This window comes from Streptomyces sp. NPDC005262 (genome assembly GCF_042872425.1).
In the GTDB taxonomy this organism is placed as follows: Bacteria; Actinomycetota; Actinomycetes; order Streptomycetales; family Streptomycetaceae; genus Streptomyces.
In genome coordinates this window covers 247510-271020 of the sequence record NZ_JBIAKK010000008.1, presented here as the reverse complement: position 1 = coordinate 271020, position 23511 = coordinate 247510, and the positions used below count along the sequence as shown (strand labels likewise).

At 69.0% G+C, this 23511-nt stretch carries 17 protein-coding genes and 2 pseudogenes; 9 read left to right on the top strand and 10 right to left on the bottom strand.

The genetic code is table 11. The features are described 5' to 3' along the window. Nucleotides 1–492 precede the first annotated feature (492 nt). A complete protein-coding gene (locus ACFYP5_RS21940; protein ID WP_389038499.1) occupies nt 493–1062 on the bottom strand; it encodes a DUF6299 family protein in 570 nt (189 codons plus the stop codon). 295 nt (nt 1063–1357) lie between these two features. Here ACFYP5_RS21940 and ACFYP5_RS21935 point away from each other — a divergent pair, with 295 nt between their 5' ends. Continuing rightward, the gene (locus ACFYP5_RS21935) at nt 1358–2236 is read left to right on the top strand and encodes an oxaloacetate decarboxylase (RefSeq protein ID WP_389038497.1); all 879 of its coding nucleotides are present in this window, start codon (nt 1358–1360) and stop codon (nt 2234–2236) included. Nucleotides 2237–2392: 156 nt separating this feature from the next. Here the strand turns inward: ACFYP5_RS21935 and ACFYP5_RS21930 are convergent, their stop codons facing one another. Continuing rightward, the gene (locus ACFYP5_RS21930) at nt 2393–3562 is read right to left on the bottom strand and encodes a thiolase family protein (RefSeq protein ID WP_389038495.1); all 1170 of its coding nucleotides are present in this window, start codon (nt 3560–3562) and stop codon (nt 2393–2395) included. Between the two features lie 100 nt (nt 3563–3662). Beyond that, nucleotides 3663–5156: an MFS transporter gene (locus tag ACFYP5_RS21925; protein WP_389038492.1), complete on the bottom strand. Its 1494-nt coding sequence runs from the start codon at nt 5154–5156 to the stop codon at nt 3663–3665. Between the two features lie 60 nt (nt 5157–5216). Here ACFYP5_RS21925 and ACFYP5_RS21920 point away from each other — a divergent pair, with 60 nt between their 5' ends. Then, entirely contained in the window at nt 5217–5696 is a 480-nt protein-coding gene (locus ACFYP5_RS21920) for a winged helix-turn-helix transcriptional regulator (protein WP_389038489.1), read from the top strand. Between the two features lie 386 nt (nt 5697–6082). Here ACFYP5_RS21920 and ACFYP5_RS21915 read toward each other — a convergent pair whose 3' ends face one another. The 5 genes and pseudogenes from ACFYP5_RS21915 to ACFYP5_RS21895 form a co-directional block, all read right to left on the bottom strand. Continuing rightward, nucleotides 6083–6343 (bottom strand): hypothetical protein, encoded by a 261-nt coding sequence (locus tag ACFYP5_RS21915; RefSeq protein ID WP_389038486.1) that lies wholly within the window; start codon nt 6341–6343, stop codon nt 6083–6085. A 326-nt stretch (nt 6344–6669) separates the two neighbouring features. Continuing rightward, nucleotides 6670–8664 carry a SpoIIE family protein phosphatase gene (locus tag ACFYP5_RS21910; protein ID WP_389038683.1) on the bottom strand — a complete coding sequence of 665 codons (1995 nt, stop codon included), beginning with the start codon at nt 8662–8664 and terminating at the stop codon, nt 6670–6672. A gap of 132 nt (nt 8665–8796) precedes the next feature. Beyond that, nucleotides 8797–8949: pseudogene (locus ACFYP5_RS21905) on the bottom strand (PAS domain-containing protein); the annotation flags it as partial. A gap of 249 nt (nt 8950–9198) precedes the next feature. Then, nucleotides 9199–9996: a VanZ family protein gene (locus tag ACFYP5_RS21900; RefSeq protein WP_389038484.1), complete on the bottom strand. Its 798-nt coding sequence runs from the start codon at nt 9994–9996 to the stop codon at nt 9199–9201. Nucleotides 9997–10144: 148 nt separating this feature from the next. Continuing rightward, entirely contained in the window at nt 10145–12232 is a 2088-nt protein-coding gene (locus ACFYP5_RS21895) for a SpoIIE family protein phosphatase (protein ID WP_389038481.1), read from the bottom strand. Between the two features lie 600 nt (nt 12233–12832). Between ACFYP5_RS21895 and ACFYP5_RS21890 the strand changes: the two genes are divergently transcribed. Next, nucleotides 12833–15220 carry a SpoIIE family protein phosphatase gene (locus tag ACFYP5_RS21890; RefSeq protein ID WP_389038479.1) on the top strand — a complete coding sequence of 796 codons (2388 nt, stop codon included), beginning with the start codon at nt 12833–12835 and terminating at the stop codon, nt 15218–15220. A gap of 219 nt (nt 15221–15439) precedes the next feature. On the opposite strand, the gene ACFYP5_RS21885 is transcribed toward ACFYP5_RS21890, so the two are convergent. After that, nucleotides 15440–16198 carry an IclR family transcriptional regulator gene (locus ACFYP5_RS21885; protein ID WP_389038476.1) on the bottom strand — a complete coding sequence of 253 codons (759 nt, stop codon included), beginning with the start codon at nt 16196–16198 and terminating at the stop codon, nt 15440–15442. A 277-nt stretch (nt 16199–16475) separates the two neighbouring features. Between ACFYP5_RS21885 and ACFYP5_RS21880 the strand changes: the two genes are divergently transcribed. Continuing rightward, entirely contained in the window at nt 16476–16883 is a 408-nt protein-coding gene (locus ACFYP5_RS21880; RefSeq protein WP_389038474.1) for an SH3 domain-containing protein, read from the top strand. Nucleotides 16884–17095: 212 nt separating this feature from the next. Further along, nucleotides 17096–18424: a PP2C family protein-serine/threonine phosphatase gene (locus tag ACFYP5_RS21875; RefSeq protein ID WP_389038471.1), complete on the top strand. Its 1329-nt coding sequence runs from the start codon at nt 17096–17098 to the stop codon at nt 18422–18424. A 54-nt stretch (nt 18425–18478) separates the two neighbouring features. Here the strand turns inward: ACFYP5_RS21875 and ACFYP5_RS21870 are convergent. Then, nucleotides 18479–18793: pseudogene (locus tag ACFYP5_RS21870) on the bottom strand (helix-turn-helix domain-containing protein); the annotation flags it as partial. A 195-nt stretch (nt 18794–18988) separates the two neighbouring features. Between ACFYP5_RS21870 and ACFYP5_RS21865 the strand changes: the two are divergent. From ACFYP5_RS21865 to ACFYP5_RS21850, 4 genes are all read left to right on the top strand, one after another. Then, the gene (locus ACFYP5_RS21865; protein WP_030931772.1) at nt 18989–19150 is read left to right on the top strand and encodes a hypothetical protein; all 162 of its coding nucleotides are present in this window, start codon (nt 18989–18991) and stop codon (nt 19148–19150) included. A 337-nt stretch (nt 19151–19487) separates the two neighbouring features. Then, a complete protein-coding gene (locus tag ACFYP5_RS21860) occupies nt 19488–19856 on the top strand; it encodes a PRC-barrel domain containing protein (protein ID WP_389038469.1) in 369 nt (122 codons plus the stop codon). A 306-nt stretch (nt 19857–20162) separates the two neighbouring features. After that, a complete protein-coding gene (locus ACFYP5_RS21855) occupies nt 20163–21746 on the top strand; it encodes an FMN-binding glutamate synthase family protein (protein ID WP_389038466.1) in 1584 nt (527 codons plus the stop codon). A 13-nt stretch (nt 21747–21759) separates the two neighbouring features. Then, a complete protein-coding gene (locus ACFYP5_RS21850; protein WP_389038464.1) occupies nt 21760–23508 on the top strand; it encodes a thiamine pyrophosphate-dependent enzyme in 1749 nt (582 codons plus the stop codon). Nucleotides 23509–23511: the final 3 nt, after the last annotated feature.

Here is a 23511-nt window from a genome sequence, read left to right as displayed (position 1 = left end):
GGCTCGCCGCTGCTGCTCGTGCTCCGATGAGTAGCCAGGCGCATGGCGACGAAAGCACGCGCCCCGGCCTTCGCCGCATGGGCGGCGACTTCGTCCCTGCCGGACAGAGGCCGTGCACGCGGTACGGGTCCGGTCAGGGCCCGGTGGCCGCCGGAACCACGGTGACGCAGCCTCCCCGCGGCGCCGGCTCGACGGCTCGACGGCTCGACGGCTCGACGGCTCGACGGCTCGACGGCTCGACGGCTCGACGGCCAAGCCGGGCATGCGGCGTAACGGCCGGCTGCGCCGATGGCGAAGGCACCTGCGACGAAGACTCCCGGGGTGAAGCAGTCCGCCGCTGAGGCTCGGGACGCCCTGGCCCCCAAGATTCCCGGCCGCACCGCCCCGGGTCACCCGATGACGCAGTACGGCTGGTGCCCCGACCTCTGCGCCGGCTGCGACCTCCGCGTCCCCCGCGGTCCCTTTCCGGTAGCGCTCGATCGGCCGGGCCCGTCAGCCCTTCACGGGGCGCAGCTCGATCTCGTGTCGGTCGGTCGCGATGATGGCCGGCATGGGCAGGCCACTTCCCGTATCCAGGTGCACAAGGGTCGCTTGCACCTCGGCCGGCCCCGGCGCCACCGGAGCTCCGTACACGGGCTTGTCCTGGTTCACCCAGGTGTGTTCGACGCCGTCGCACGTTGCTGCCGTGCCGCCGATGCCCTGTTGGACTTCGCCGACCCGCACCGTGGAAGACACGAAGACCGGCCCGGGACCCGACAACGGCGAACAGCGATAGGTGCCGGAGAGGGTGACAGTTCCGTCTGTGGAAACCGTCCCGGCCGGGGCGGCGGACACCGCTTGAGCATCAGCGGCACCGACCGGACCCGCGGCTGACGTCAGAAGAGCGCCGCCGATGGCCACGACACCGGCGGCAACAAGACTTCCTCGCACTTGCTGATCTCCTTGATCGTAAGAACCTTCCCGCAGCTCAACGAGATGCCCCTGGGGCGGAAACGACGACCGGAGGAGTTTCGGCGCGCTGTAGGCCACCCGGCCGTAGAGATGCGGGACCAGGGCCGGCACGGGCGGCTGCGCCTGGGTGGATTCTCCCGTGCCCGCACCGAGCGGCCGGCGGCCGTGGACCGGCGGATGCCGCGCCGTATCCTTCAGGGCACTTCGGCCATGTTTGTGCCCTACCATCCGAAGTAGGGCCGGTGCCGGCGGATCGCGGAGTCCGCAGCCCCGACGGATACCGTGCCGCCGACAGCCGGACGTCCGTGGTCGTGCCGAGGGGCACGAGCGACATGCGGGCACATATGGTGCCGCGGCCGCGCCGACCGCGGTCGGCGCCCACCCCCTTCAGCGCAGGAGGACGGCCATGCCCAGACACACGACCCGCCTGCGGCAACTGCTCGACGACCCGAGAATCCTGGTGGCTCCGGGGGCCTATGACGGAACCGGGGCCCGGCTGGTGGAGGGGCTCGGCTTCCACGCGTTGTACCTCAGCGGATTCGAGACGGCAGCCAGCATCCTGGGGCAGCCCGACGTGGGTTACCTGTCACACACGCAGATGGTTGAACGAGTCACGGCCATGGCCGATGTGGTGGACCTGCCGCTGATCGCTGACGCCGACACCGGCTTCGGCAGCCCGCTCAACGTTCGCCGCACGGTCATCGCGTACGAACGGGCCGGCGCCGCGGCGATGCACATCGAGGACCAGACTTTCCCGAAGCGTTGCGGGCACATGCTGGGACGCGAGGTCGTCCCCGTCCACGAGATGGTGCAGAAGATCAAGGCAGCGGTTGACGCGCGGCAGGACCCCGACTTCGTCATCATTGCCCGCACCGACGCGCGGACTGCACACGGGCTCGACGAGGCGATCGACCGGGGCGCCGCCTACCACGAGGCCGGCGCCGACATGCTGTTCATCGAATCCCCCGAGAGCGAGGAGGAGATGCGGCGGATCTGCAAGGCGTTCCGAGGCACCGCCCCCCTTCTCAGCAACCAGGTCGAAGGCGGCCGGACGCCGACTCCCGGTGTCGGCGTCCTCCAGGACATGGGATACGCCCTCGCGATTTTCCCCTTGGGGACGGCATTCGCGGCCGCCAAGGGAATGCGGGACTACCTCGAGGTGCTCGCGACGGCAGGCGACACGCGAGGCGTACTCGGGAACCTGATCCAGTTCGAGGAGTTCAACGCGCTGATCGGTCTCGGCGAGCACACCGAACTCGAGCAGCGCTACCGGTCCGAACGATAGGACCGTGTCCTGCACGGTGGTTGGTCCCTGTGACATGCATGGGGAGCGTCGGGTGGGGCTGGATCGTTCCGGACGGGCTGTGGGAGACCGCCGTCGACCCACTGGACAGGCGCCTCGCCGGTCCACCGGACGGGGAACCACCGAACGGACGCTCCGTCAGATTGCCTCCACCACCATCGCGTTGGCGAGTCCGCCCGCCTCGCACATCGTCTGCAGGGCGTAACGAGCGCCGCGCTCGCGCATCGCGTGGACCAGGGTGGTCGTCAGGCGGGTGCCGCTCGCGCCGAGGGGGTGGCCGATGGCGATCGCGCCACCGTGCACGTTGACCTTGGCGAGGTCGGCGCCGGTCTCCTGCTGCCAGGCCAGGACCACGCTGGAGAAGGCCTCGTTGACCTCGAACAGGTCGATGTCGTCGAGCCGCAGGTTCGCCCTGTGCAGCACCTTCTCGGTCGCCGGGATGACGCCGGTGAGCATCAGCAGCGGGTCGGAGCCGGTGACGGCGAAGCTGTGCAGGCGGGCGAGGGGGCGCAGGCCGAGGCGGGCCGCGGTCTCGCTGGAGGTGATCAGGACGGCCGAGGCGCCGTCGTTGATGGGGCTGGCGTTGCCCGCGGTGACGTTCCACTCGATCTGCGGGAAGCGCGCGCCGAAGCCGGGCTCGTAGTAGGCGGGCTTGAGGCCGGCCAGGATCTCCGGGGTGCTGCCGGGCCGTACGCACTCGTCGCGTGTGACGCCCTCCAGGGGTGCGGTCTCGGCATCGAACAGGCCGGCGTCCCAGGCGGCGGCCGCCTTGTGGTGCGAGGAGACGGCGAAGGCGTCCATCCGCTCGCGCGTGATGGACCACTTGGCGGCGATGAGTTCGGCGCTGATGCCCTGCGGGATGAGGCCCTCGGGGTAGCGCTCGGCGACTCCGGGGCCGAAGGGGTCCTTGCCGGCGGGCACGTTCGACCGCATCGGCACCCGGCTCATCGACTCGACGCCACAGGCGACGACCATGTCGTACGCGCCCGAGATGACGCCCTGCGCGGCGAAGTGCACCGCCTGCTGGGAGGAGCCGCACTGGCGGTCGACCGTGGTCGCCGGGACCGTCTCGGGGAAGCCCGCCGACAGCACGGCGTACCGAGTGGTGTTCATGGCCTGCTCGCCGACCTGGCCGACGGTGCCGCCGATGACGTCGTCGATGAGGACGGGATCGACGCCGGAGCGCTCGACGAGGGTGCGCAGGGTGTGGGCGAGGAGCTCCACGGGGTGGACGTGCGCGAGGGCGCCGTTCGGCTTGCCCTTGCCTATCGGCGTGCGTACGGCTTGGACGATGACTGCGTCACGCATGGTGCGGGCCTCCTGGCCGCCAGGGCGACGGGCGGGCCGCCCGTCGCGATTACCGATGAGTTGGAAACTCAAACTCACTCTAGCTCGGTGAGTTGGGAAATCAAACCGACCTGGTCCGGGCGTCATGGCCGCCAACGAAGATCCGCGCTCCTTGGGCCGGCGCATCCGCCTCGGGCTCCTTCGACGCGGCGGACGCCGTCCGGCCCGAGCCGCCACCACGGCTGAGGTGCACCCCGATCACCGCCGTCGCCAGGCCCAGTACGGCGGCTACGCACCAGACGATCCGGAAGTCGGGACGTGAGGCGGCCCCCACATGGGAGCCGACCACCGCGACCAGGACGGCGACGCCGACCGTGACCGAGATCTGGCGGACGGAGTTGACCAGCGCCGACCCGGTCGCCGCACGGTGTCCCGGCAGGGCGTGAACACCGGCGGCCACCAGGGTGCCCAGGGTCAGACCGATCCCCGCACCGGCCATCACCTGGCTGGGCAGCAGGTCACGCAGATAGTCCGGCGTGACGGACGCGAAGCACGCGAGCCAGACCATGCCGCCGGTGAACAGCAACCCGCCCGCGGCGACCAGCGGACCGTGCCCGAAGCGCTGCGCGGCGCGGACGGTCAGAAGGGTGACGACCGGCACGAGAGCGGGCGCGGGGACCAGGGCGACACCGGTGCGCAGCGCGCTCCAGTGCCAGACCTCCTGGCACCACAGCACGTTCGACAGCAGCATGATCGCGAAGGCGACGCCGAAGGCGAGGGTGCCCGCGTTCGCCGCTCCGAAGCGCGGCAGCCGCAGCAGGTGCAGCTCGAACAGCGGGTGGGGGTGCCGCAGTGACCTCAGGACGAACGCGCCGCCGCCGACCACCGCAACGGCCAGGAGCAGGACGGTCCTGCCGCTCGTCCAGCCCCGGTCGGGTGCCTGCACCAGCGCCCCGGACAGCGTCGCGACCGAGGAGATGACCAGCAGGGCGCCGAGGAGGTCGGGCAGCGGTCCGGACTCTCGGGCGGCCGGCTTCGGCAGCACCGATCGGCCGGCGACGAGCGCCGCGATGCCGATGGGCAGGTTGACGGCGAAGACCCACCTCCAGTCCACCTCGACGAGGAGGCCGCCGACGACAGGCCCGGCGGCCGCAGCGAGTCCGCCCACCGCAGCCCAGCTCCGGGTGGCCTGGGTACGGCGCTCGGCCGGCACCGTCGCCAGCAGCAGGGCCAGGGAGGTCGGAATCTGGGCGGACGCCCCGACGGCCTGCACCACCCTGGCCACGACGAGGGTCCCCAGGTTCGGTGCCAGGGCACAGCCCAGCGACGCGAGGGTGAAGACGGCGATCCCGGCGAGGAAGACCGGCCGCTGGCCTATGCGGTCACCGGCGCGCCCGGCCACCACCAGCAACGCGGCGAAGGTGATGGCGTAGGCGTTGAGCACCCAGGACAGCGAACCGAGGGTCGCTCCCCCGCCGCCCCCGGAGAAGGTCTCCCCCATGGCCGGAAGCGCGACGTTGACGATCAGCAGATCCAGGTTGGTCATGAAGACGGCCACCAGGACGACTGCGGCGGCCGTTCGAGAGTGCTTTGAAAATCGAAGCGGCGAAGTCATGACATAAGCGAAGCACGGAGCGATTTGAAAATCAAACCCTGCCGGAGTGATACTGGAGGCGTGACCACGCGCATCGATCCCCAGGACATGGCCGGACGCCCCTGCTCGCTCGCCGCCGCCCTGCAGATCGTCGGCGACCGATGGGCCCTGCCGGCGATCCGCGAGGTCATGCTCGGCAACCACCGGTTCCGGCAGATCGCCAGGAACACCGGCGCCCCCACGGACCGCCTGTCGGCGCGCCTGAAGGCGCTGGTGGAGAGCGGCGTCCTCGAACGGCGCCCGCTGCCGGACGACGCACGCTACAGCGGCTACTACCTGACGGAGGCGGGGCGCGATCTGGGCGCCATCACCCGCGAGCTCATCGGCTGGGGCGACCGCTGGGTCGTCACCGCGCCGCCCAGCCGGATCCGTCACCGGGACCACGATCTCGTCACCCACACGGTCTGCGAGACCTGCGGCGAGCAGGTCCACGCCGAGGACGTCCACCGGGAGGAGCTGAGCCCCGGCTGGGACCGGTCCGGCCCGGTGGAAGCCTCGTAAACCGTGCGATGGCCGTCGATCCCGCCCCGGAACCGGCGCTGTCGTCGGCCCGGAAAGTCTCGCGGATCAACCGGTCGTTGCCCTTGGTCCACTCGCCCAGATCAGGAGCCGGGGGCCGGGTCGCGCAACGGTCGCCCTGCCCGGCCCTCGCCGGTTGGTGTGCTGCTCCGTACGGGGCGGCTCGGAAGCGCCCCGGCAGCGACCGCAGGCCGGCATCCGCGTCGCGAGGCCGGTGCCCCGTCCAGGCCGGTCCCGCAGCCCGCTCGGGTGACGCCTCAACAGAAGTCGGCGAATCCGGTCCACATGGAACGAGCGCGGGCGGTCCACAGAAACGGCGGCACCATCACCTCTTGATGTCGCCGTGGAGCGTGCACCGGCGCGCTCGCTCATTTCTGACCGAGCTGCATGCGCTCGGTCAGACCGCCGACGCCGCTGCGGAGTTTCTGTACGCCGTCGGCAAGAGAGGCGAGGGCGGACTCGATACCGGCCACTACGGCTGTGTGCTTGTCCATGGTGGAAGCGTGCTCCAGCTGTGCCCACACAGCTGCTTCCGCCACCAGTGCGTTGCGCTGAGGACTGGCGACCGGGTGCCGGGAGGCTTGGGCGAGCAGTTCGCAGGCCTTCTGGCCGGGAGCGCTGTCGGTCATGGCCGAAATCCTTCCAGCGAGCACAGGCCAACCAGCATGTTTCGGTCGACGGATCTCAAGAGATGGGTGCCCCCGCCCTGTTGAGCGGGTCACCGGCGTGTTCCAAGGGGCGCAATCCTCCGTGCCGCGCCAACCCATCGAGGAAGTCCTCGGCGATCCGGTGCTGCACCTCCTGCCGGCTGGCCGGCCGGGCCACTCTCCAGCCCCTCCCCCGTGTCCCAGCTCAGGCCACTGCTCGCACCGTGCACAAGGAGTGAGGGGCGTGCCGACCGGGTGGCTGTGCCGGGAGCCATGGGTAGCCGAGTGAGCTGCGATTGTGACGCGCACTATGCAGCACCGGGGAGCTGCTGCGCCCAGACCGTCTTCCCCTGCGCTTCGTAGTGGGTGCCCCAGTTGCAGGCGACAGTGGCGACGATGAAGAGCCCTCGTCCCGTCTCGTCGATGGTTCGGGCGTGTTTGAGGTGCGGTGCGCTGCTCACAGCGTCGCTGACCTCACATGTGAGCGTCCCGTCCAGAATCAGACGCAGCCGAAGTGGCGGGGCGCCGTAGCGGACCGCGTTGCCGACGAGTTCGCTGACGATGAGCTCGGTGGTGAAAGTGCTGTCCTCGTCGACCTTCCAGACCTCGAGCTGTCGGCGGGCAGCGGCGCGCGCGCAGGGTGCGGCTTCGGGGCCGGCCGGCAAGGGCACGGTGAGGACCTGCTCCGCGGGGAGCGCTTCGGCGCGTGCCAGAAGTATCAGCTTCTCCGTCTCGTAGCGGTTCCTCATGGCATAGGCAAGCGCGTCGCAGAGCTCGTCCAACGGCTGAGCAGCTCCTCGGTCCAACAGGGAACGCAGCTGCACGGATGACGCGAGCACGTCTTCGTTGCCGATCGCCAGAGTGCTTCCGACAGGAACGGCGACCGTGGTGGCCGGGAACGGCGCATGATCGGTGCCTGCGAGTAGCGGGCCCGCAGGGACGGACAGAGTGGTCGAACTTCCATCGGGGAAGACCACGTAAGGCTCCGGCAGGCCCGCGCGCACAATGGTGCATTGGCGTTCGACCGAGTCGTAGACCGCGATCAGGCAGCCGGCGGTGAGCGGCTCGCGGTGCAAGGGGTCACCGACCGGGAGTGCCGCGCGTTCGGCGGCCAGGCGAGCGGCAGTGTCACTCAGCCGCGCCATCAGTTCGTCCGGTTCCAGGTCCAGACCGGCCAGGGACTGGATGACCATCCGCAATTGCCCCATCGTGGTGGCGGTGGCCACACCGCGCCCGGCGACATCGCCGAGGACCAATGCTGTCCTCGCCCCCGCCAGTTCGATCACGTCGAACCACGCGCCCCCGCCTCCAGGTCCGGGAAGGTGCAGGTGGGAGACCTCCACCGTGGACGGCGTCGCCGGTCGCTGCGGCAGCAGCCTGCGCTTCACGGTCGCTGCGATGGTTCGCTCGCGGGTATAGCGGCGGGCGTTCTCGATGCACAGCGCGGCGTGGGCGCACACGTCGGACGTCAGCGCGATGTCCTCTCCTTCGAACGGGTCCTCTGCCCCGTGCCGATAGAAGCTCACCACGCCCAACGCCTGGCCCCGCAAGGCCAGCGGAGCGACGATCAGGGAGTGGGCGCCGGAGCGTTCGATGGCTTCTGCCCTAGCAGGATCGGCCGCGAGCCACAAGCTGTCCTCCTCCACCGGCACGACCCGCGGGCGCAGGTCGGTCAGTACGCGCGAGAAGGGGGTGCCGTACGGCAGCTTCCGCACCTCACCCACCGGGTAGGCGGACATCAGCCCCCGAAAAGCAGTCCGCCGCAGGGGCACTCCCGGGTCGACGGGTGCCAGTGGCGGCTCCTCACCGCGGATGACGTCCTCGATGACCTCGACCACCGCGATGCCCGAGAACGCCGGCACCACCGCGTTCGTCAATTCCTGGCAGACGGCCATGACCTCCAACCGCTCGCCCACCTGTCGACGGACCTCTTCCAGGATCTTCAGATGCCGGATGAGGCGCTCACGGTCGGTGACATCCATGACGGAGGCAACCAGGCCCAAAGCCCTGCCGCTTTCGCTCTCCAGGCGCACGTAGGAGATGGAATAGATTCTCGGGGTGCTGCCGTCGGGCCCCTTTACGGTTCGCACCTTGCGGTCGAACACCGGCTCCCCGCATTCCATGACTCTGTGTGCCACTGCCGCTTCTTCGTCAGGGGCAGCAAGCCGGTAGGCCTCGGTGAACACGTGACCCGGCAGAGAGCTGACCGAGGTGGGGCACAGCCCGTGCATCGCCGCGTCCACGCGGACGATGCGCTGTCGTTCGTCCAGGACATGCAGGTGCATCGGCAGGTGCGTGAACATGGTCCGCAGGATCGCCAGATCCCAATGTGACCCGGCGTCCCCGCCGGCTCGCACTTCCCACGTCAACGATGTGTCAGACAGAACCGGCCTCACCACCACCGAGCCCGGGCTGTCGGGGCGGGCCCGGAGCCTGTTCTCGACGACACCGCTCTCGTGCACGAGAGCGCTTACGGACCGGCCGACGGCCTCCTCCGCAGACCATCCGAACACCTCGCCGGCCGAAGGAGACCAGTCGATCACCCGCCCGCCGCCATCGATTCGCATGAGCACGTCTCCGCTGGACATGGCCGCACAACTCCTCTCCGGCCCGTAGCCACGAGCCGCACAGGCGCTCGGCCGGTCGGCCGCAAGCAAGCACTCATAGGCGCAAGGGCGCCCTCTTCCATAGTGCGGGCCTCAGGTGGGCCACTGACAACAGCAGGAACGCGCAACGGGCACGGCCGCCCGGGAGGCGTCCTCGATCGACAGCCGCGCTCGTCCTCGTCGAAAGTGGAGGAACGACGCAGGCGCGGCGTGGCGCCGGAAGGTCACAGGTCAACGGTCACGGGTCAGAAGTCGGTCGAACAGTGCGCGTCCGGAGGCAACCAGCCCGGCCTCGCCACGGCCGGTCGCGGCCCTGCTCCGGGACTTGGACTTCGACTTCACCTTGGACTTGGCCTTGGATACGGGCGTGGCCTTCGTCCTGGATGACGGCTTGGGCTTGGGCTTGGGCTTGGGCTTGGTCCTGGGCTTGGACGACAGTTTGGACGTCGGCTTGGACTTGGGCTCGGACTTCGTTCCGGACTTCGGCGGAATCTTCCGCTCGGGCCTCGGCTCCCGAGCCGCCTCCGCTCTGGTCGTCCCCTCCGCCAGCAGGTGATAGCGATGGCTGATCCGCCGCCCCACCAGCAGATATCCGAGCAGCGCCCCGCTCGTGTTGAGGATCGCGTCGTCGATGTCGAAGGCACGTCCGGGTACCAGGGCGCCCTGGACGAGTTCGATCACCACCATCACTGTCACCGTCAGCGCGACCATGCGCAGCATCCGAAGCCGACGCGGCACGAGAATCGGCAGCAGGATGCCGAACGGGACGCCCAGCAGGAGGTTTCCGCCGGCCTGCTTGCAGGCCGCGAGGAAGGTGTAGTCCTCGGCGTACTGTCGCAACGACCTTCCTGGCCGGAGATTGGACCGGACGAGGTCCTCCGATGCCGGTGACGGGGTGAGTGTCACCTTCGCCAAAGCGATGGAGAACGCCGTCAGGGCCAGGAATGTTGCCACCAGGACGAGCGCCCGCAGCAGCGTGGTTCCCCACACCCTGCGTCGCCGCTCCTCACGATCCACCGCTGCAGCCATGGGACTCAGTTGCCCTCATCGGCCACGAGCACACCTGCGGAACGCTTTCATGCCCCGGCCGGCCGGAAGTGGATGGGTTCCGGCGAAGCAGGGCCGCCTGACGATCCCCCGCAGGCCCCCTCCGGCAAGTCCGGTGGGATACGGGTGGTCACGGTCGGTGGCCGTTCGCGCGGCAGATGAGGAGGGCGACGTCGTCGTGGTCGTGGGGATGGCGCAGCGCACCCAGAAGGTGGTCGCAGGTGGCTTCGAGTGTCGGTTGCGCCTCGGTGAGAAGGTCGAGGAGGACGTTCAGACGGGTATCGATGGGTTGGTCGCGGGTCTCGACGAGGCCGTCGGTGTAGAGCAGCAACTGGTCGCCGGTGTCGAACTGCAGGGTGGTTTGTTCGAACGTGGCGACGCCGACGCCGAGGGGGGTGCCGGTGGGCAGGTCGACAAGTTCGGGAGGTCTGCCGAGCCGGGTCAGGACGGGCGGTATGTGTCCGGCGAGAGCGATCACGCAGCGCATGCGGTGCGGGTCGTAGACGGCGTAGATGCAGGTGGCGAAGCCGGGCTCGAGGCCCGCGGCGATGTGATCGAGGTGCAGCAGGACCTGCGCGGGGTCGAGGTCGAGTTCGGCCAGGGTGCGGACGGCGGTGCGGAGCTGGCCCATGGTCGCGGCAGCGTTGATCCCGCTGCCCATCACGTCACCGATGACCAGGGCGGTCTTGTCGCCCGCCACGGGGATGGCGTCGAACCAGTCACCACCGACCTCCGCGGAGACCTGGGCGGGCTGGTAGCGGTAGGCGATCTCCAGGCCGGTCGGCTGGGGTGGCCGGTGGGTCATGAGGTGGCGTTGCAGGGTCAGGGCTGTGCGGCGCTGGTTCTGGTACAGGCGCGCGTTGTCGATGCGCACCGCAGCGCGGTCAGCCAGCTCGACGGCCAGGACGACGTCGTCGGGGTCGAACGGCAGCGCGTTGCGGGCGCGGCAGAGGTCCAGGGCGCCCAGGACTTCCCCGCGGGCTATCAGCGGCACGGCCAAGTAGGCGTGCAGACCGGCCTGGGCCAGGAGGGCGGCTCCCCGTGGCTCGGCGGCGATGTGCTGCAGGTCCGCGTCGGTCACCTGATTCACCAGGACGGGGCGGCCGGTGGTCACACACTGGGTGATGAGCCGGTCGGCGGCGTAGGTGGCGATGTGCCCGGTCTGATCGGCCGCGTAGACGGCGTCGGTGGGATAGGCGGCGGTAACGGCAAGCGCCCGGAAAAGGGCCGGCGCTCCGGGGGACACCGTCTCCGGTTGCCGGTCGTCGAGGACTGCGTCGAGGATGTCGACCGCCGCCAGGTCGGCCAGTTCGGGCACCAGGATGTCGGCCAGCTCCCGGGCGGTCTTCTCCACATCCAAGGTGGTGCCCACCATCGCCGAGGCCCGGGCAATGGTCGCCAGGCGCTTGCGGGCAGCGGCCGCCTCCAAGCCGGCGCGGTGCTGCTCGGTGCTGTCCACCACCGACGCCGCCACACCCAGCACCCGCCCGGCCGGATTCTCGAGCCGGTAGTACGACACCGACCGGGCGATTTCATCGCCCGGATCGGTCGGTGACCGGCCCACGATGAAATGGTTGATCAGCGGTCTGCCGGTGTCCAGAACCCCCCGCATCATCGACGCGACGGCCTCGGTGTCGTCCAGGAACCGCAGGACCTGGTGGACATCACGGCCGATGTGCTGAGCGGCCGGCAGGCCGTTGAGGCCCTCCAGCGCCGGGTTGACCATCACGTACCGCAGGTTGCTGTCCAGGACGGCCAGGCCGATCGGGGACTGGGCGACCAGCTGCACCGACAGCGCCAGATCCCGTTCCACCTCCCGCAAAGTGGCCTGATCGGTGGCGATGCCCAGGGCGTACGGCTTTCCGTGCTCGCCCAGCAGCCGCATGTTCCGGAACTCCACCATCCGCGTACTGCCGTCCTTGTGCCGCACGGGAAACACGCCGGCCCAGGTTTCACCACTGCTCATCACCTGCGCGAACAGGTGCAGGACGAGGTCGAAGTGCTCCGGGGCCACCAGCAGGGGGGCCGCGAACCGGCCCAGCGCCTGGTCCGCGGTCCAGCCGAACAGATCCTCGGCCTGCGGACTCCACAAAGCGATCCGTCCCGCGCTGTCCAGCACCACCGCGGCCACACCCAGCACGTCCAGCAGCCCACCCGGCTCGGCCGGGGCAACCCCCACCGAGGCAGGACCCTCCGGGAACGCACCGGTGGCACCCATGAGGCACCTCATCTCCCGAAATTCATCGCCGTGCCGACGCCGTGGCCCCCTTCACCAGGGCATCTCATCGTCTTCCATCCTCTCTCCCGGCGCTACTGACCACAGCCTGAGGCCCTGGCGGACGGAAGAAGGCCGTGAGAATTCAGCACGAGGAGTTCTCCGGCTGGAGGCCGGGGTGTGGGCGGGTAGGCAGCCATCCGTCCGGGCCAAGGGCCGAGCAGACCCGGTGGAGAGCCTTGAGGCACGGAGGCGACGGGCCCCTGGTCCGACACGGCGGGCGAGGACCTCAGGCGCCTCCGCCTGGGCTCCCCCACGGCTGGTGGAAGCCGGACACGTCCGGCGGACGGCACTCGACCCGCCGTCCCGCCCGACTCCGCGGAGCAGGCGTGGCACCACCGGATCGGATCTCGGGCTGATCAGCGCCCTGCCGGCGGTCGACCACCGACAACCATCACGGAACGTAACGGATGCTTGACTCGCTGATTCCCCCGGAGTCCGATTCACTGCGTCCAGCACGTGCGATCCCGCTTGACGCGATCTGGCGGCAGGACCGAGAGATCCTTGAATCACCAGTGGACTCGAAGGCGAGATGATCGGCCCATGGACACACCGGCAAGCATGCCAGGTGACTCCCTCACCCCCGCCGCGGCTGTGGCCGTGGCAGCTCCGGACGGAACGCTGACCGGCTGGAGCACCGGTGCGGAACAGTTGCTCGGGTACTCCGCCGGTGACGCCGTCGGCCGGCTCGCGACGGCGCTGCTCGCTTCGCCCCTCCCTGCTGGTGTCCGTGAGCGTTTCGATCGACAGGAGATTTGGACGGGACACGTGGTACTGCGCCACCAGGACGGCAACACGGTCGAATGCCGGCTGCGGGCACGGCCGCTCCCCACAGGTGACGGGCGAGCTGGATGGCTGCTGGAGGGCATTCGGGAGGGAGAGGAGAACCGCGACACGGACCCTCTGATCTGCTGGTCGTTCGACCAGTCCCCGTTCGCGCTGGCGATCTACGACACCGAGGGCCGGTTTCTGCGGGTCAATGAGCACATGACCAAGCAGCTCGCCGCCACGGAGCGGAATCTTCGCGGGCTCCGGATCACCGAGCACATGCCCGATCCTGCCTTCCAGGCCCCTGAGCAGTCAGTCGATCACGTGCTGCGTACCGGGGAGCCCGAACACATCGAGAACTACGTCAAGGTGCCAGGAGAGTCCCAAGCCCACGCCTGGATCATCCACTTCACCCCGCTCAAGGATTCCCTTGGGCTGGTGCACGGCGTGCAGCTGGCAGCTCTCGACTTCTCCGAGCAGTACGCGGCCCGCGAACGCCTGGCGCTGCTCGACGAGGCCAGCCGGTGTATCGGCAGCAGCCTGGACGTGGCTCGCACCGCGCAGGAACTGGCCGACGTCGCCGTGCCCGACCTCGCGGACTTCGTCTCGGTCGATCTTCTCGACACAGTGCTGCTCGGCGACGAGCCCCCACCGGTTCCCGACGACGGTCCGCTCGTACTGCGTCGCGTGGCCGTCCGCCCCGTCGAAAAGGCTGTCGTCACCGTCGGCGAGTTGTCCATCTACCCGGCGTTCTCGCCGATTGCCCGCAATCTCGCCACTGGCTGCGGCACCCTGCACCAGGTCGGCGAGCCCGAGATCACCCGCTGGCTGGCCGACGACCCGGTCCGGTCCGCCTGGATGAGTCGGCACCACGCGCACTCGATGATGGTGGTGCCGCTGCGCGGTCGCGGCACCAACCTCGGCGTCGTGTTCTTCGCCCGCCTGGATCCGTCCGCCGCACCGTACGAGCAGGCAGATCTGCAGATCGCCGAGGAGCTCGCGGCGCGCGCAGCCGTCTGCCTCGACAACGCCCGCCGCTACACCCGCGAGCACACGACGACTCTGGCCCTCCAGCACAGCCTTCTGCCCCAGGGGGTTGCCGAGCAGGCCGCTGTCGACGTGGCCAGCCGCTACCTGCCCGCAGACTCGAAAATCGGTGTCGGAGGTGACTGGTTCGACGTCATCCCGCTCTCCGGCGCCCGCGTCGCCCTGGTGGTCGGCGATGTGGTCGGTCACGGGATCCACGCCTCCGCCGCCATGGGACGCCTTCGCACGGCAGTACGCGCCCTCGCCGACGTCGATCTGGCCCCGGACGAGCTGCTCGCACATCTGGACGACCTGGTCGTCCGGCTCAAGTCCGGGCCCGAGGCCGGAACCGGGGCGCCCTTCGGAGAATTCGGGGCCACCTGTCTGTACGCGGTGTACGACCCCATCTCCCGCAAGTGCTCACTCGCCAGCGCCGGCCACCTCTGGCCCGCTCTGGTGACCCCTGACGGCGCGGTGGACTTCCTCGAACTGCCCACCGGCCCGCCGCTCGGCCTCGGCGGTCTGCCGTTCGAGGCGGTTGAACGCGAACTGCCCGAAGGCAGCCTCCTTGCCCTGTACACCGACGGCCTTGTCGAAGCACAGGATCGCGATGTCAACTCCGGCCTGCACGCTCTGCGCACGGCCCTCGCCGACGCGGCTCCGTCGTTGGAGACCACCTGCGACCGCGTGCTCGATGCTCTGCTCGGCGAGCGGCCCGCCGATGATGTCGCGCTGCTCCTCGCCCGTACCCGCGCCCTGGACGACGGACACGTCGCTGTGTGGGATCTTCCCGCCGATCCGTCCTTCGTGGCCGAGGCCCGTTCCAGGGCGACCGCCCAACTGCACGCCTGGGGACTGGACGACCTGGCCTACGTCACCGAACTCGTGGTCAGCGAGCTGGTGACCAACGCGATCCGCTACGCTTCCGCACCCGTTCAGCTGCGGCTGATCAAAGAGAGGACACTCATCTGCGAGGTCTCCGACGCCAGCAGCACCGCACCCCACCTGCGGCGTGCGCGCATCTTCGACGAGGGCGGACGGGGCCTCATGCTGGTCGCCCAGCTCACCGAGCGCTGGGGAATGCGGCATACCGGCACAGGAAAGATCATCTGGGCAGAGCAGCCCCTTCCCGAGTAGGTCTGCGGGAGCGGTCAGGGGGTGCGCCGGTCGACGCGGAGATACCGGCTCGGCACAGGGCCCCCGCAGACGAAACGGGCGTACCTCCGAGTGCCTCGTTCCCGTCGGCCCGGGTGTCCTGCAGCGATCCGGCGATGACGGGGTGCCCACCGCACCGCTCGTGCCCGGGCCGAAGCGGGACTCGCGGTACGTGGGCACGGCACGCGACCGGGTTCGGGTTCAGTCAGGGAGCGAGAGCCTCCTGGTCAAGCACATCGCCGCCGACAGCATCCCCGCCCGGACCCGGGTGGTCCGGTACATCCAGTCCGACCGGAAGGAGATACCGAGCGAACCGACCTGGTCACCGCAGTACACGGGCACCGCGGCGCACGTCGTACCGCGGGAGTACTCTTCCCGGTCCATGACGACCGGTTCGGTCAGTGAGGAGTCGAGCTGCCGCATCAGCTCCTCCCTGCGCGTGATGGTGCGGGGTGTGAGTTCGGTCAGAGAGTGCCGGGAGAGGTAGTCGGCGCGCGCTTCCTCGTCCAGCTCACGCAGCACGCTCTTGCCCAGCGCGGTGGCGTGTCCGGCGTCCTGGAAGTCCACCCAGAGGTCCACACGCGGAGCCTGCGCACTGTCGACGATTTCCATGACACAGATTTCGCCCTGCTCGTACTTGGTCAGATAGACAGCGACCGAAAGATCGTCGCGCAGGGACATCAGGACGGGACGGATGCGCTCCACCAGCTCCTGGCCGTCGTGTTCCGCGCCCACCAGGTGATGTCTGCAGGAGAGGACGAATGCGCCGTCGTCCAGCTCTGTCACGTATCCGTCCTGGGCGAGTGCGTGCAGCAAGCGGTGAACGCCGGGCAACGGCACTCCCGTCTCCACGGCCAGCTGCTGCGCGGGAGCACCTGCCTCGTGCGCCCCTACAGCCTCCAACAGGCGCAGGGCGCACTCGACGGACGCGATGGGCTCGGGGCCGGCCTGGTCACCCATGCCACCAAGCATGGACCCGCTGCCGGAGGGCGGCAAGGCGCGTTGCTGCTGGTGCGCATGGGGTAAGGCATGACGACTGTACGTGGGAGTCCGGCCGGTTCACCGACCGTGCGGGTCCCCGTACTCGCCCTCCGGGCCGTTCTCGCCGGCCCGGTCGCCCGGTCGTGATCGTCTCTTCGAGGGATCGACGCGCTGCCGCAGCACAGGGTGCGGGGCGTATGCCCCTGGGAGTGTTCCGATGTGATCCGGAGTCAGGATACGAGCGAGAGAGATGGTCATGTCGAAGATCTTGGAGAGGCGGGCTCGGCGTATCGCAACGGGCTCGGGAGCTGCCGTGGTCGTCGTGCTCGGTTCTCCGTTGCTCGCCGCTGCTGCTCCTGCTCAGTTCGCTCCTCCGGTACAGCCCTATGCCACGGTGACCAGCCAGGGTGGTCTGAACGAGCGGCAGTACCCCAGCACGGACTCGTCGGTGGTGAACATCCTGGATTACCAGGATCAGGTGGGCGTGCGCTGCAAAGTCCGTGCGCAGACGATTGCGGGCAACGATGTCTGGTACCTGCTGCGTGACACGCAGGCATGGATCTCGGCGAGTTACGTGGTACGGACCGGGACCGTCCCGTACTGCAAGGACATCCAGGTGAACCGGCTCACTCACAGCCCGCAGGCCACCGACGCCATGGGATGAGAGAACCTGTCCCTCGGATCGTCCGCACCGTGGCGGACCGTGGTCGGGCCGGCACCCTGCCCGAAACCACGGTCCGCCATGGAGTGCCCCGCCCCCGGCACCGTGATCGTCCCCGCCGGTCTCCGGAGGCGGCCGTGACCGGCTGACCGGCGCGCAGCGGAATGAGCGACGGTCGACGACGCGTTGGCACGTGTAGGGCGAGGAGCATCGACGTGACAACTGCGAGCATGACCACCCCGCTGGGCCAGATATTGCGGTCCTGGCGTCGGTCCACGCCGGGCCCTCTGTGGTTGGTGGCGCCCCTGGTGCTTATCGTCGCCATACCGGTGGCCGACCACTTCCTGCCGCCGGACATCCATCTGGCGCACCTGCTCATCGTGGCCCCGGCGGTCACCTCCGTCGTCGCGGGCCCTCGCCTCACTGCGCTGATCGGCGGGCTCGCGGCGGTCTCTCTCGTCGTTGCGGGGACGGAACGCGGCGTACTGATCACCGAGAGTGTCCTCGTCGAGTTCGGGTCCCTCGCGGCGCTCTGTGTCCTGTTGGTGATCTTTTCCCTTCTGCGGGACCGACTGTGGCTGGAGCTGCTCCGGGTGCGTTCGGTCTCCGACGCGACACAGCGCGTCGTCCTGCGCCCGCTGCCGGACAAGGCCGGCCCCGTGTCCATCGCATCGGAGTACCGCAGCGCAGAGGCCGACACCCGCATCGGCGGTGACCTGTACGCCGTTGCCCGCGCCTCCGACTCCACTCGGTTGGTCATCGGTGACGTACGGGGCAAGGGCCTCGCTTCGATCGGCGACACCGCGATCATGCTGGGCGCCTTCCGCGCCGCGGCCCACCGCCAGTCCCCGCTGCCGGAGCTGGTCGCGTACCTGGAAGGCGCCGTCCGGTGGGGTCTGGCGGAGTTCTCGGAGTCTTCGGGGTCCGATGCTGACGTCGGGGAGCGCTTCGTGACCGCCGTGGTGGTGGACATCCCGGACGACGAGCCGGTGGTCCACGTGATCAGCTGCGGGCATCCGCCGCCCCTCCTGCTGCACAACTCCACCGCGACCGCGCTCAGTGTGCCCGCCCCCGCGCTGCCCCTCGGTCTCGGCGGACTGTCCGACGACGCCTACGTCCAGGCGACCTTCCCGTTCGCCTACGGCGACCGGCTCCTGCTCTACACCGACGGCGTCAGCGAGACCCGCGACGGACGGGGCACCTTCTATCCGCTCGCCGAGCGTGCCGCCGCCTGGACCGACCAGGCGCCCGGGCCACTGGTGCAGAAGATCACCGCCGATCTCAAGGCGTACGCGGCAGGCCCGCTGAACGACGACATGGCGATGATCGTCGTCCAGCGCGACGAAACACCGGGGCTGAGCAAGCCGTCGAGTCAGCAGGTCCCCCACCACGATCGGCATCATCCGGGTGCGACGGCCGACGGCGTCGTACACAGCATTGGCGACCGGGGCCCGACACACGGACCCGGCGGTCCTCACGCGCACCCTTCACACCCAGCGGGTGCCGTCGACACGTGGAGACAGGCCCCCAACACGGCCGATTGACTCCAGGCAGCCGAGCACGCTGTGCGAAGTGGTCCGGCGCCGCACAGGCTGCGCGGGACAGACCCTCTGCGAGGCGAGCGGGTGCTTGCGGCGGGTCCGGCCGGTGGCGGGCTGAGCAAGGTCGAAGAGGTGGGCCCGTTCGGTGTCGTCCAGTTGCAGAGCGCGGGCGACGGCCTCTCAGACGACCTCCGAGACACCCTGGATGCGGCCTCGTTCCAGGCGGATGTAGTAGTCGACGATGACTCCGGCCAGTTGGGCGACCTCTTCGCGGCGTGATCCCGGAACGCGGCGGGCGCCCTGGTGAGGGGTGAGGCCGGCCTGTTCGGGGGTGATCCGGGCCGGGCGCCGACGTCGTTCCCGACGAAGCACACCGCGGTGGTCTTCCGGACGAGCAGGCAGCGCTGTGGGTGTCCACGGCCCAGAAGCACCCCCATTCCAGCCGCATATTCAATTTCAGAAGAGACCAGGTCAGACCGGACTGACGCACTCGAATGCAGGCTGATCTCAATTCGTGTGCATGGTCGGAGAATGGCGGGGCAGGCGGTGGTACGGAGGTTGATAATTATGGTTCCCCTGCTTCTCGTTCTTCTGCTGGCCCTGATTCTCTTCGGTGCGGGTTTCGCGCTGAAAATCCTGTGGTGGGTCGCGATCGCCGTGCTGGTCCTATGGCTGATCGGCTTCGTCGCCCGCCCGAAGGGTGGCAGTGGCCGCTGGTATCGCTGGTAGCCGACACCGTCGGCGCATTCCAGGCAGTACATGGCGGTGGCCTGTCGTCCTTCGTATGAAGCAGCAGGCCACCGCCTTCACAGCAGGCGCCGCCGCTGTTTTCCGATGGCGGATTGAAGCCGGATATCGAGGGAAGGCGGACGATGTCGGGTGATCGCCGTGACTAAGGGCTGTCCGTCCGGAGACGCCCCGATTCACCTTTCGATCGGGGCGTCGATCTCCGGATCCGGGGCACCCGAACCGCACGCGGTCAATGAAACCGCTGTGCACAGCATACGGAAAAAGGAGGCCGGCGGGAATCCCTGCTGTCCTCCGTTTACCGGAGGAGTTGTTTCGCGTGACTGAGAATATGTGGAATTACAAGTCGACTGCGGGCCGTGCGACGGGCCCCGACCTCACCGGCTACAAGGTCGAGGCCGCGGACGGCAGCATCGGGAAGGTCGACAAGCATTCCGATGAGGTCGATGCCGCCTATCTGGTGGTGGACACCGGCGTGTGGATCTTCGGCCGGGAGGTCCTGCTCCCGGCGAGTACGGTCGTCAGTATCGACCCGGACGAGCAGAAGATCTTCGTCGACCGCACCAAGCAGCAGATCAAGGACGCCCCGGAATTCGATCGGGAGAAGCACCTCGGCGACCCGGGCTACCACGACCAGCTGGGCACCTACTACGGCGCCGGCACACCCTTCGGCGGCCCGTTCATCTGACCCTGCGTCTGTTTCTGCGCAGCACGGCCCCCGGGACCCTTCGAGGAGTCCCGGGGGTCGTCGCATGCCACGGCAACGACGGCCGGCCGACCTGCCCTTCCCGGCCATGTCCCGTCAGAGGTGCCGCCTCCGGCTCGGCAGGTCGTCAGTCACCACCGCAGGGCCTGTGCCCGTGCGACGAGCATGAAGAGCCGGTGCAGCACGGGGTCCGTGAGCCGCCGTCCACCAGCCCTCTCTCCCTGGTCCTTGGGGCCTCTTGGGGCTGCTCACACGTGTGGGCTGCAGAAATCCGGCAACCCGTCTGTGGTGACACGAATCGGCTTGGTGGGTCTCATGGTGTTGGCGGCTCTCGCGGCGGCGGGTGCCGCCGTGTGGATCTCGTCCTGGTGGTGGATTGCCGGTGTGCTGTTCGCTCTGCTGGGCCTCCTCGGGATCTGGGATCTTGCGCAGCGCAGGCACTCGGTGCTGCGCAACTACCCCGTGATCGGGCACGCCCGTTTCCTCATGGAGAGCATCCGCCCCGAGCTCCAGCAGTACTTCGTGGAGCGGAACTTCGACGGCCGCCCTTTCGACCGGGACGTGCGCAGCATCGTGTACGAACGGGCAAAGGGCACGGATGCCGAGGAGCCCTACGGCACGGAGCGAGACGTCTACCGGCCCGGCCATGAGTTCCTGGTGCCGTCGATGGCGCCCTGCCCGGTCCCCCGGACACCGCCGCGCGTCAGGATCGGCGGCCCCGACTGCACCCAGCCGTACGACATGGCGCTGCTGAACGTGTCCGCCATGAGCTTCGGCTCCCTCTCCGCGAATGCGGTCCTGGCTCTCAACGCCGGTGCAGCAGGCGGGCACTTCGCCCACGACACCGGTGAAGGCGGCCTGTCCGAATACCATCTGCGGCCCGGCGGGGATCTCGTCTGGGAGATCGGCACGGGTTACTTCGGATGCAGGACCGAGGACGGCGGATTCGACGCCGCGATATTCGCCGACAAGGCAGCCCACGAGCACGTGAAATGTGTGTCGCTCAAATTGTCTCAGGGCGCCAAGCCCGGCATCGGCGGAGTGTTGCCCGGGGCCAAGGTCAACGCGGAGATCGCCCACGTGCGGGGCGTGCCCCAGGGGCGGACGGTCATCTCGCCCCCGTATCACCGGGTCTTCTCCACACCTCGTGAACTGGTCCGCTTCGTCGCACGGATGCGAGAGCTGTCCGGGGGCAAACCCACAGGATTCAAGCTCTGCCTCGGCTCGCGGCGGCAGTTCCTCGCCGTGTGCAAGGCCATGCTGGAGGAGGGCACGACCCCTGATTTCATCATCGTGGACGGGGCCGAGGGGGGCACCGGGGCAGCGCCGCTGGAGTTCGCCGACCATGTCGGTGCTCCGCTCACCGATGGTCTGCTCACCGTGCACAACGCCCTCGTCGGCGCCGGCCTCCGAAGCCGGATCAAGGTCGGAGCCAGCGGCAAGATCGCCACGGGCGCCGACCTGGTCAAACGCCTCCTCCAGGGCGCCGACTACGGCAACTCGGCCCGCGCGATGATGTTCGCCGTGGGCTGCATACAGGCGCAGCGCTGTCACACCAACACCTGCCCCACTGGCGTCACCACACAGGATCCCCGACGCGCACGCGCCCTCGACGTCGGAGACAAGTCGGTGCGGGTTCGGCGTCTCCAGGCGGCGACCGTGGCCAGCGCCCTCCAGATCATGGCCTCCATGGGTGTCACCGACCCTGCCCAGCTGCGTCCGCACATGCTCCAACGGCGCATCGACCCCTACACCCTGCGCTCCCTCGACGAGATGTACGAATGCCTCGCGCCAGGGCAACTGCTCGCCGAGCCCCCTTCGTCCTGGGCCGCCGACTGGGAAGCTGCCGACCCCGACCACTTCGCTGTCTGACCAGGAGGATCTTGTGACCCGTACCGTTGCCCGCCTCATCGGAGACGCGCTGAGCCAGCTCGGCGTACGCCAGGTGTTCGGCGTCGTCGGGGACGCGCTCAATCCGCTCACGGAAGCCATCCGCACCACCGAGGACATCGAGTGGGTGGGATGCCGCCACGAGGAGACCGCAGCTTTCGCCGCCAGTGCCCAGTCCCAGCTCTCCGGCAACCTCGGCGTCTGCATGGGCACCGTCGGTCCCGGCTCCATCCACCTGCTCAATGGTCTCTACGACGCGGCCAAGAGCCGCACTCCGGTCCTGGCGATCGCCGGACAGGTGCCGCTGACCGACATGGGAAGTGACTACTTCCAAGAAGTCGACAACGACGCCCTCTTCAGTGATGTCGCAGTCTTCCGCGCAACGATCTCCTCCCCCGACCAGCTGCCGCACCTGCTCGAGACAGCCGTTCGCAATGCACTGGGGCGTAAGGGGGTTGCCGTTCTCACTGTGCCGGGCGACATCAGCGACCGACCGCTGAGCAGGGACCGCAAAGCCCGTTTCTCGCTGAGCCCGGGGGTGACGCGACCGGAGGAGTCCGCCGTCCGGAGCGCGGCCGGCCTCCTCCGACGTGCCGAACGGGTCACCCTGCTCGTCGGTCAGGGCGCCCGCGCAGCCCGCGAGGACGTCCTGGCACTCGCTGACCGCCTCGCCGCGCCCATGGTGCTCACGCTCAAGGCGAAGGAGGGCTTCGAGGGAGACAACAACCCCTTCCAAGTCGGCCAGACCGGGCTGATCGGTAATCCGGCTGCTGCCTCCGCCATGCAGGATGCCGACACGCTTCTGCTGCTGGGTACGGACTTTCCCTACCGGGAGTGGTATCCGGGCGGCCGGACCGTCATCCAGGTGGACACCGAAGCCACGCACATCGGACGCCGCGTCCCGGTCGAGGCAGGGCTCGTCGGCGACGTGGGCGCCACGGTCCGCGACCTGCTCCGGTGCCTGGGATCCGAGGAAGCGCGCGACCGCAAACATCTTGACCACGCCCGCGTCAGTTTCGAGAGCTGGCGCGACGGCCAGGCCCGGCTCGCCGACGCCAAGCACGACAGGGGTGCGGTCGGACGCATCCGCTCGGCGTTCGACAATCCCGAGCACGGAATAAGGCCCGAGGCGCTGGCCGCCTCGGTCGACCGGGTCGCCGCCGACGACGCCGTCTTCACCTCCGACACCGGAATGGCCACCGTGTGGCTCTCTCGATTCGTGGAGATGCGCGGTGCGCGCCGGCTCCTCGGCTCGTACAACCTCGGCTCCATGGCCAATGCCATGCCACACGCTCTCGGAGCGCAGTACCTCGACCGGCGACGCCAGGTGATCGCATTCTGCGGTGACGGCGGCCTGAGCATGCTTCTCGGCGATCTCATGACCCTCAGGACCAGCAATCTCCCCGTCAAACTCGTCGTCTTCGACAACCGCCGCCTCGGCATGGTCAAGTTGGAGCAGGAGCAGGCGGGACTGCCTGAGTTCGGCACCCTGCTGGACAACCCGGACTTCGCCGCCGTGGCCACCGCCATGGGCATCACCGGCATCCGTGTCACGGACCCCGCCGAGCTGGAGGAGTCGGTACGACGTGCGTTCTCCACACCGGGGCCGGTCCTGCTCGACGTACTGACGAACCCTGACGAAATCGCCGTCCCGGCCCAACCGACGGTCGGACAGGGCTGGGGGTTCGCCGTCGCCAAGGTGAAGGAGGTCGTCCGGGGTCGCCGCGAGCCCGACTCGCACTGATCC

Bases quoted from the DNA above. Each gene is read 5' to 3' on its own strand.
- ACFYP5_RS21935 (WP_389038497.1), top strand. From the start codon at position 1,358: ATGCCCAGACACACGACCCGCCTGCGGCAACTGCTCGACGACCCGAGA.
- ACFYP5_RS21930 (WP_389038495.1), bottom strand. From the start codon at position 3,562: ATGCGTGACGCAGTCATCGTCCAAGCCGTACGCACGCCGATAGGCAAG.
- ACFYP5_RS21925 (WP_389038492.1), bottom strand. From the start codon at position 5,156: ATGACTTCGCCGCTTCGATTTTCAAAGCACTCTCGAACGGCCGCCGCA.
- ACFYP5_RS21915 (WP_389038486.1), bottom strand. From the start codon at position 6,343: ATGACCGACAGCGCTCCCGGCCAGAAGGCCTGCGAACTGCTCGCCCAA.
- ACFYP5_RS21910 (WP_389038683.1), bottom strand. From the start codon at position 8,664: ATGTTCACGCACCTGCCGATGCACCTGCATGTCCTGGACGAACGACAG.
- ACFYP5_RS21900 (WP_389038484.1), bottom strand. From the start codon at position 9,996: ATGGCTGCAGCGGTGGATCGTGAGGAGCGGCGACGCAGGGTGTGGGGA.
- ACFYP5_RS21895 (WP_389038481.1), bottom strand. From the start codon at position 12,232: ATGGGTGCCACCGGTGCGTTCCCGGAGGGTCCTGCCTCGGTGGGGGTT.
- ACFYP5_RS21890 (WP_389038479.1), top strand. From the start codon at position 12,833: ATGGACACACCGGCAAGCATGCCAGGTGACTCCCTCACCCCCGCCGCG.
- ACFYP5_RS21885 (WP_389038476.1), bottom strand. From the start codon at position 16,198: ATGGGTGACCAGGCCGGCCCCGAGCCCATCGCGTCCGTCGAGTGCGCC.
- ACFYP5_RS21880 (WP_389038474.1), top strand. From the start codon at position 16,476: ATGTCGAAGATCTTGGAGAGGCGGGCTCGGCGTATCGCAACGGGCTCG.
- ACFYP5_RS21865 (WP_030931772.1), top strand. From the start codon at position 18,989: ATGGTTCCCCTGCTTCTCGTTCTTCTGCTGGCCCTGATTCTCTTCGGT.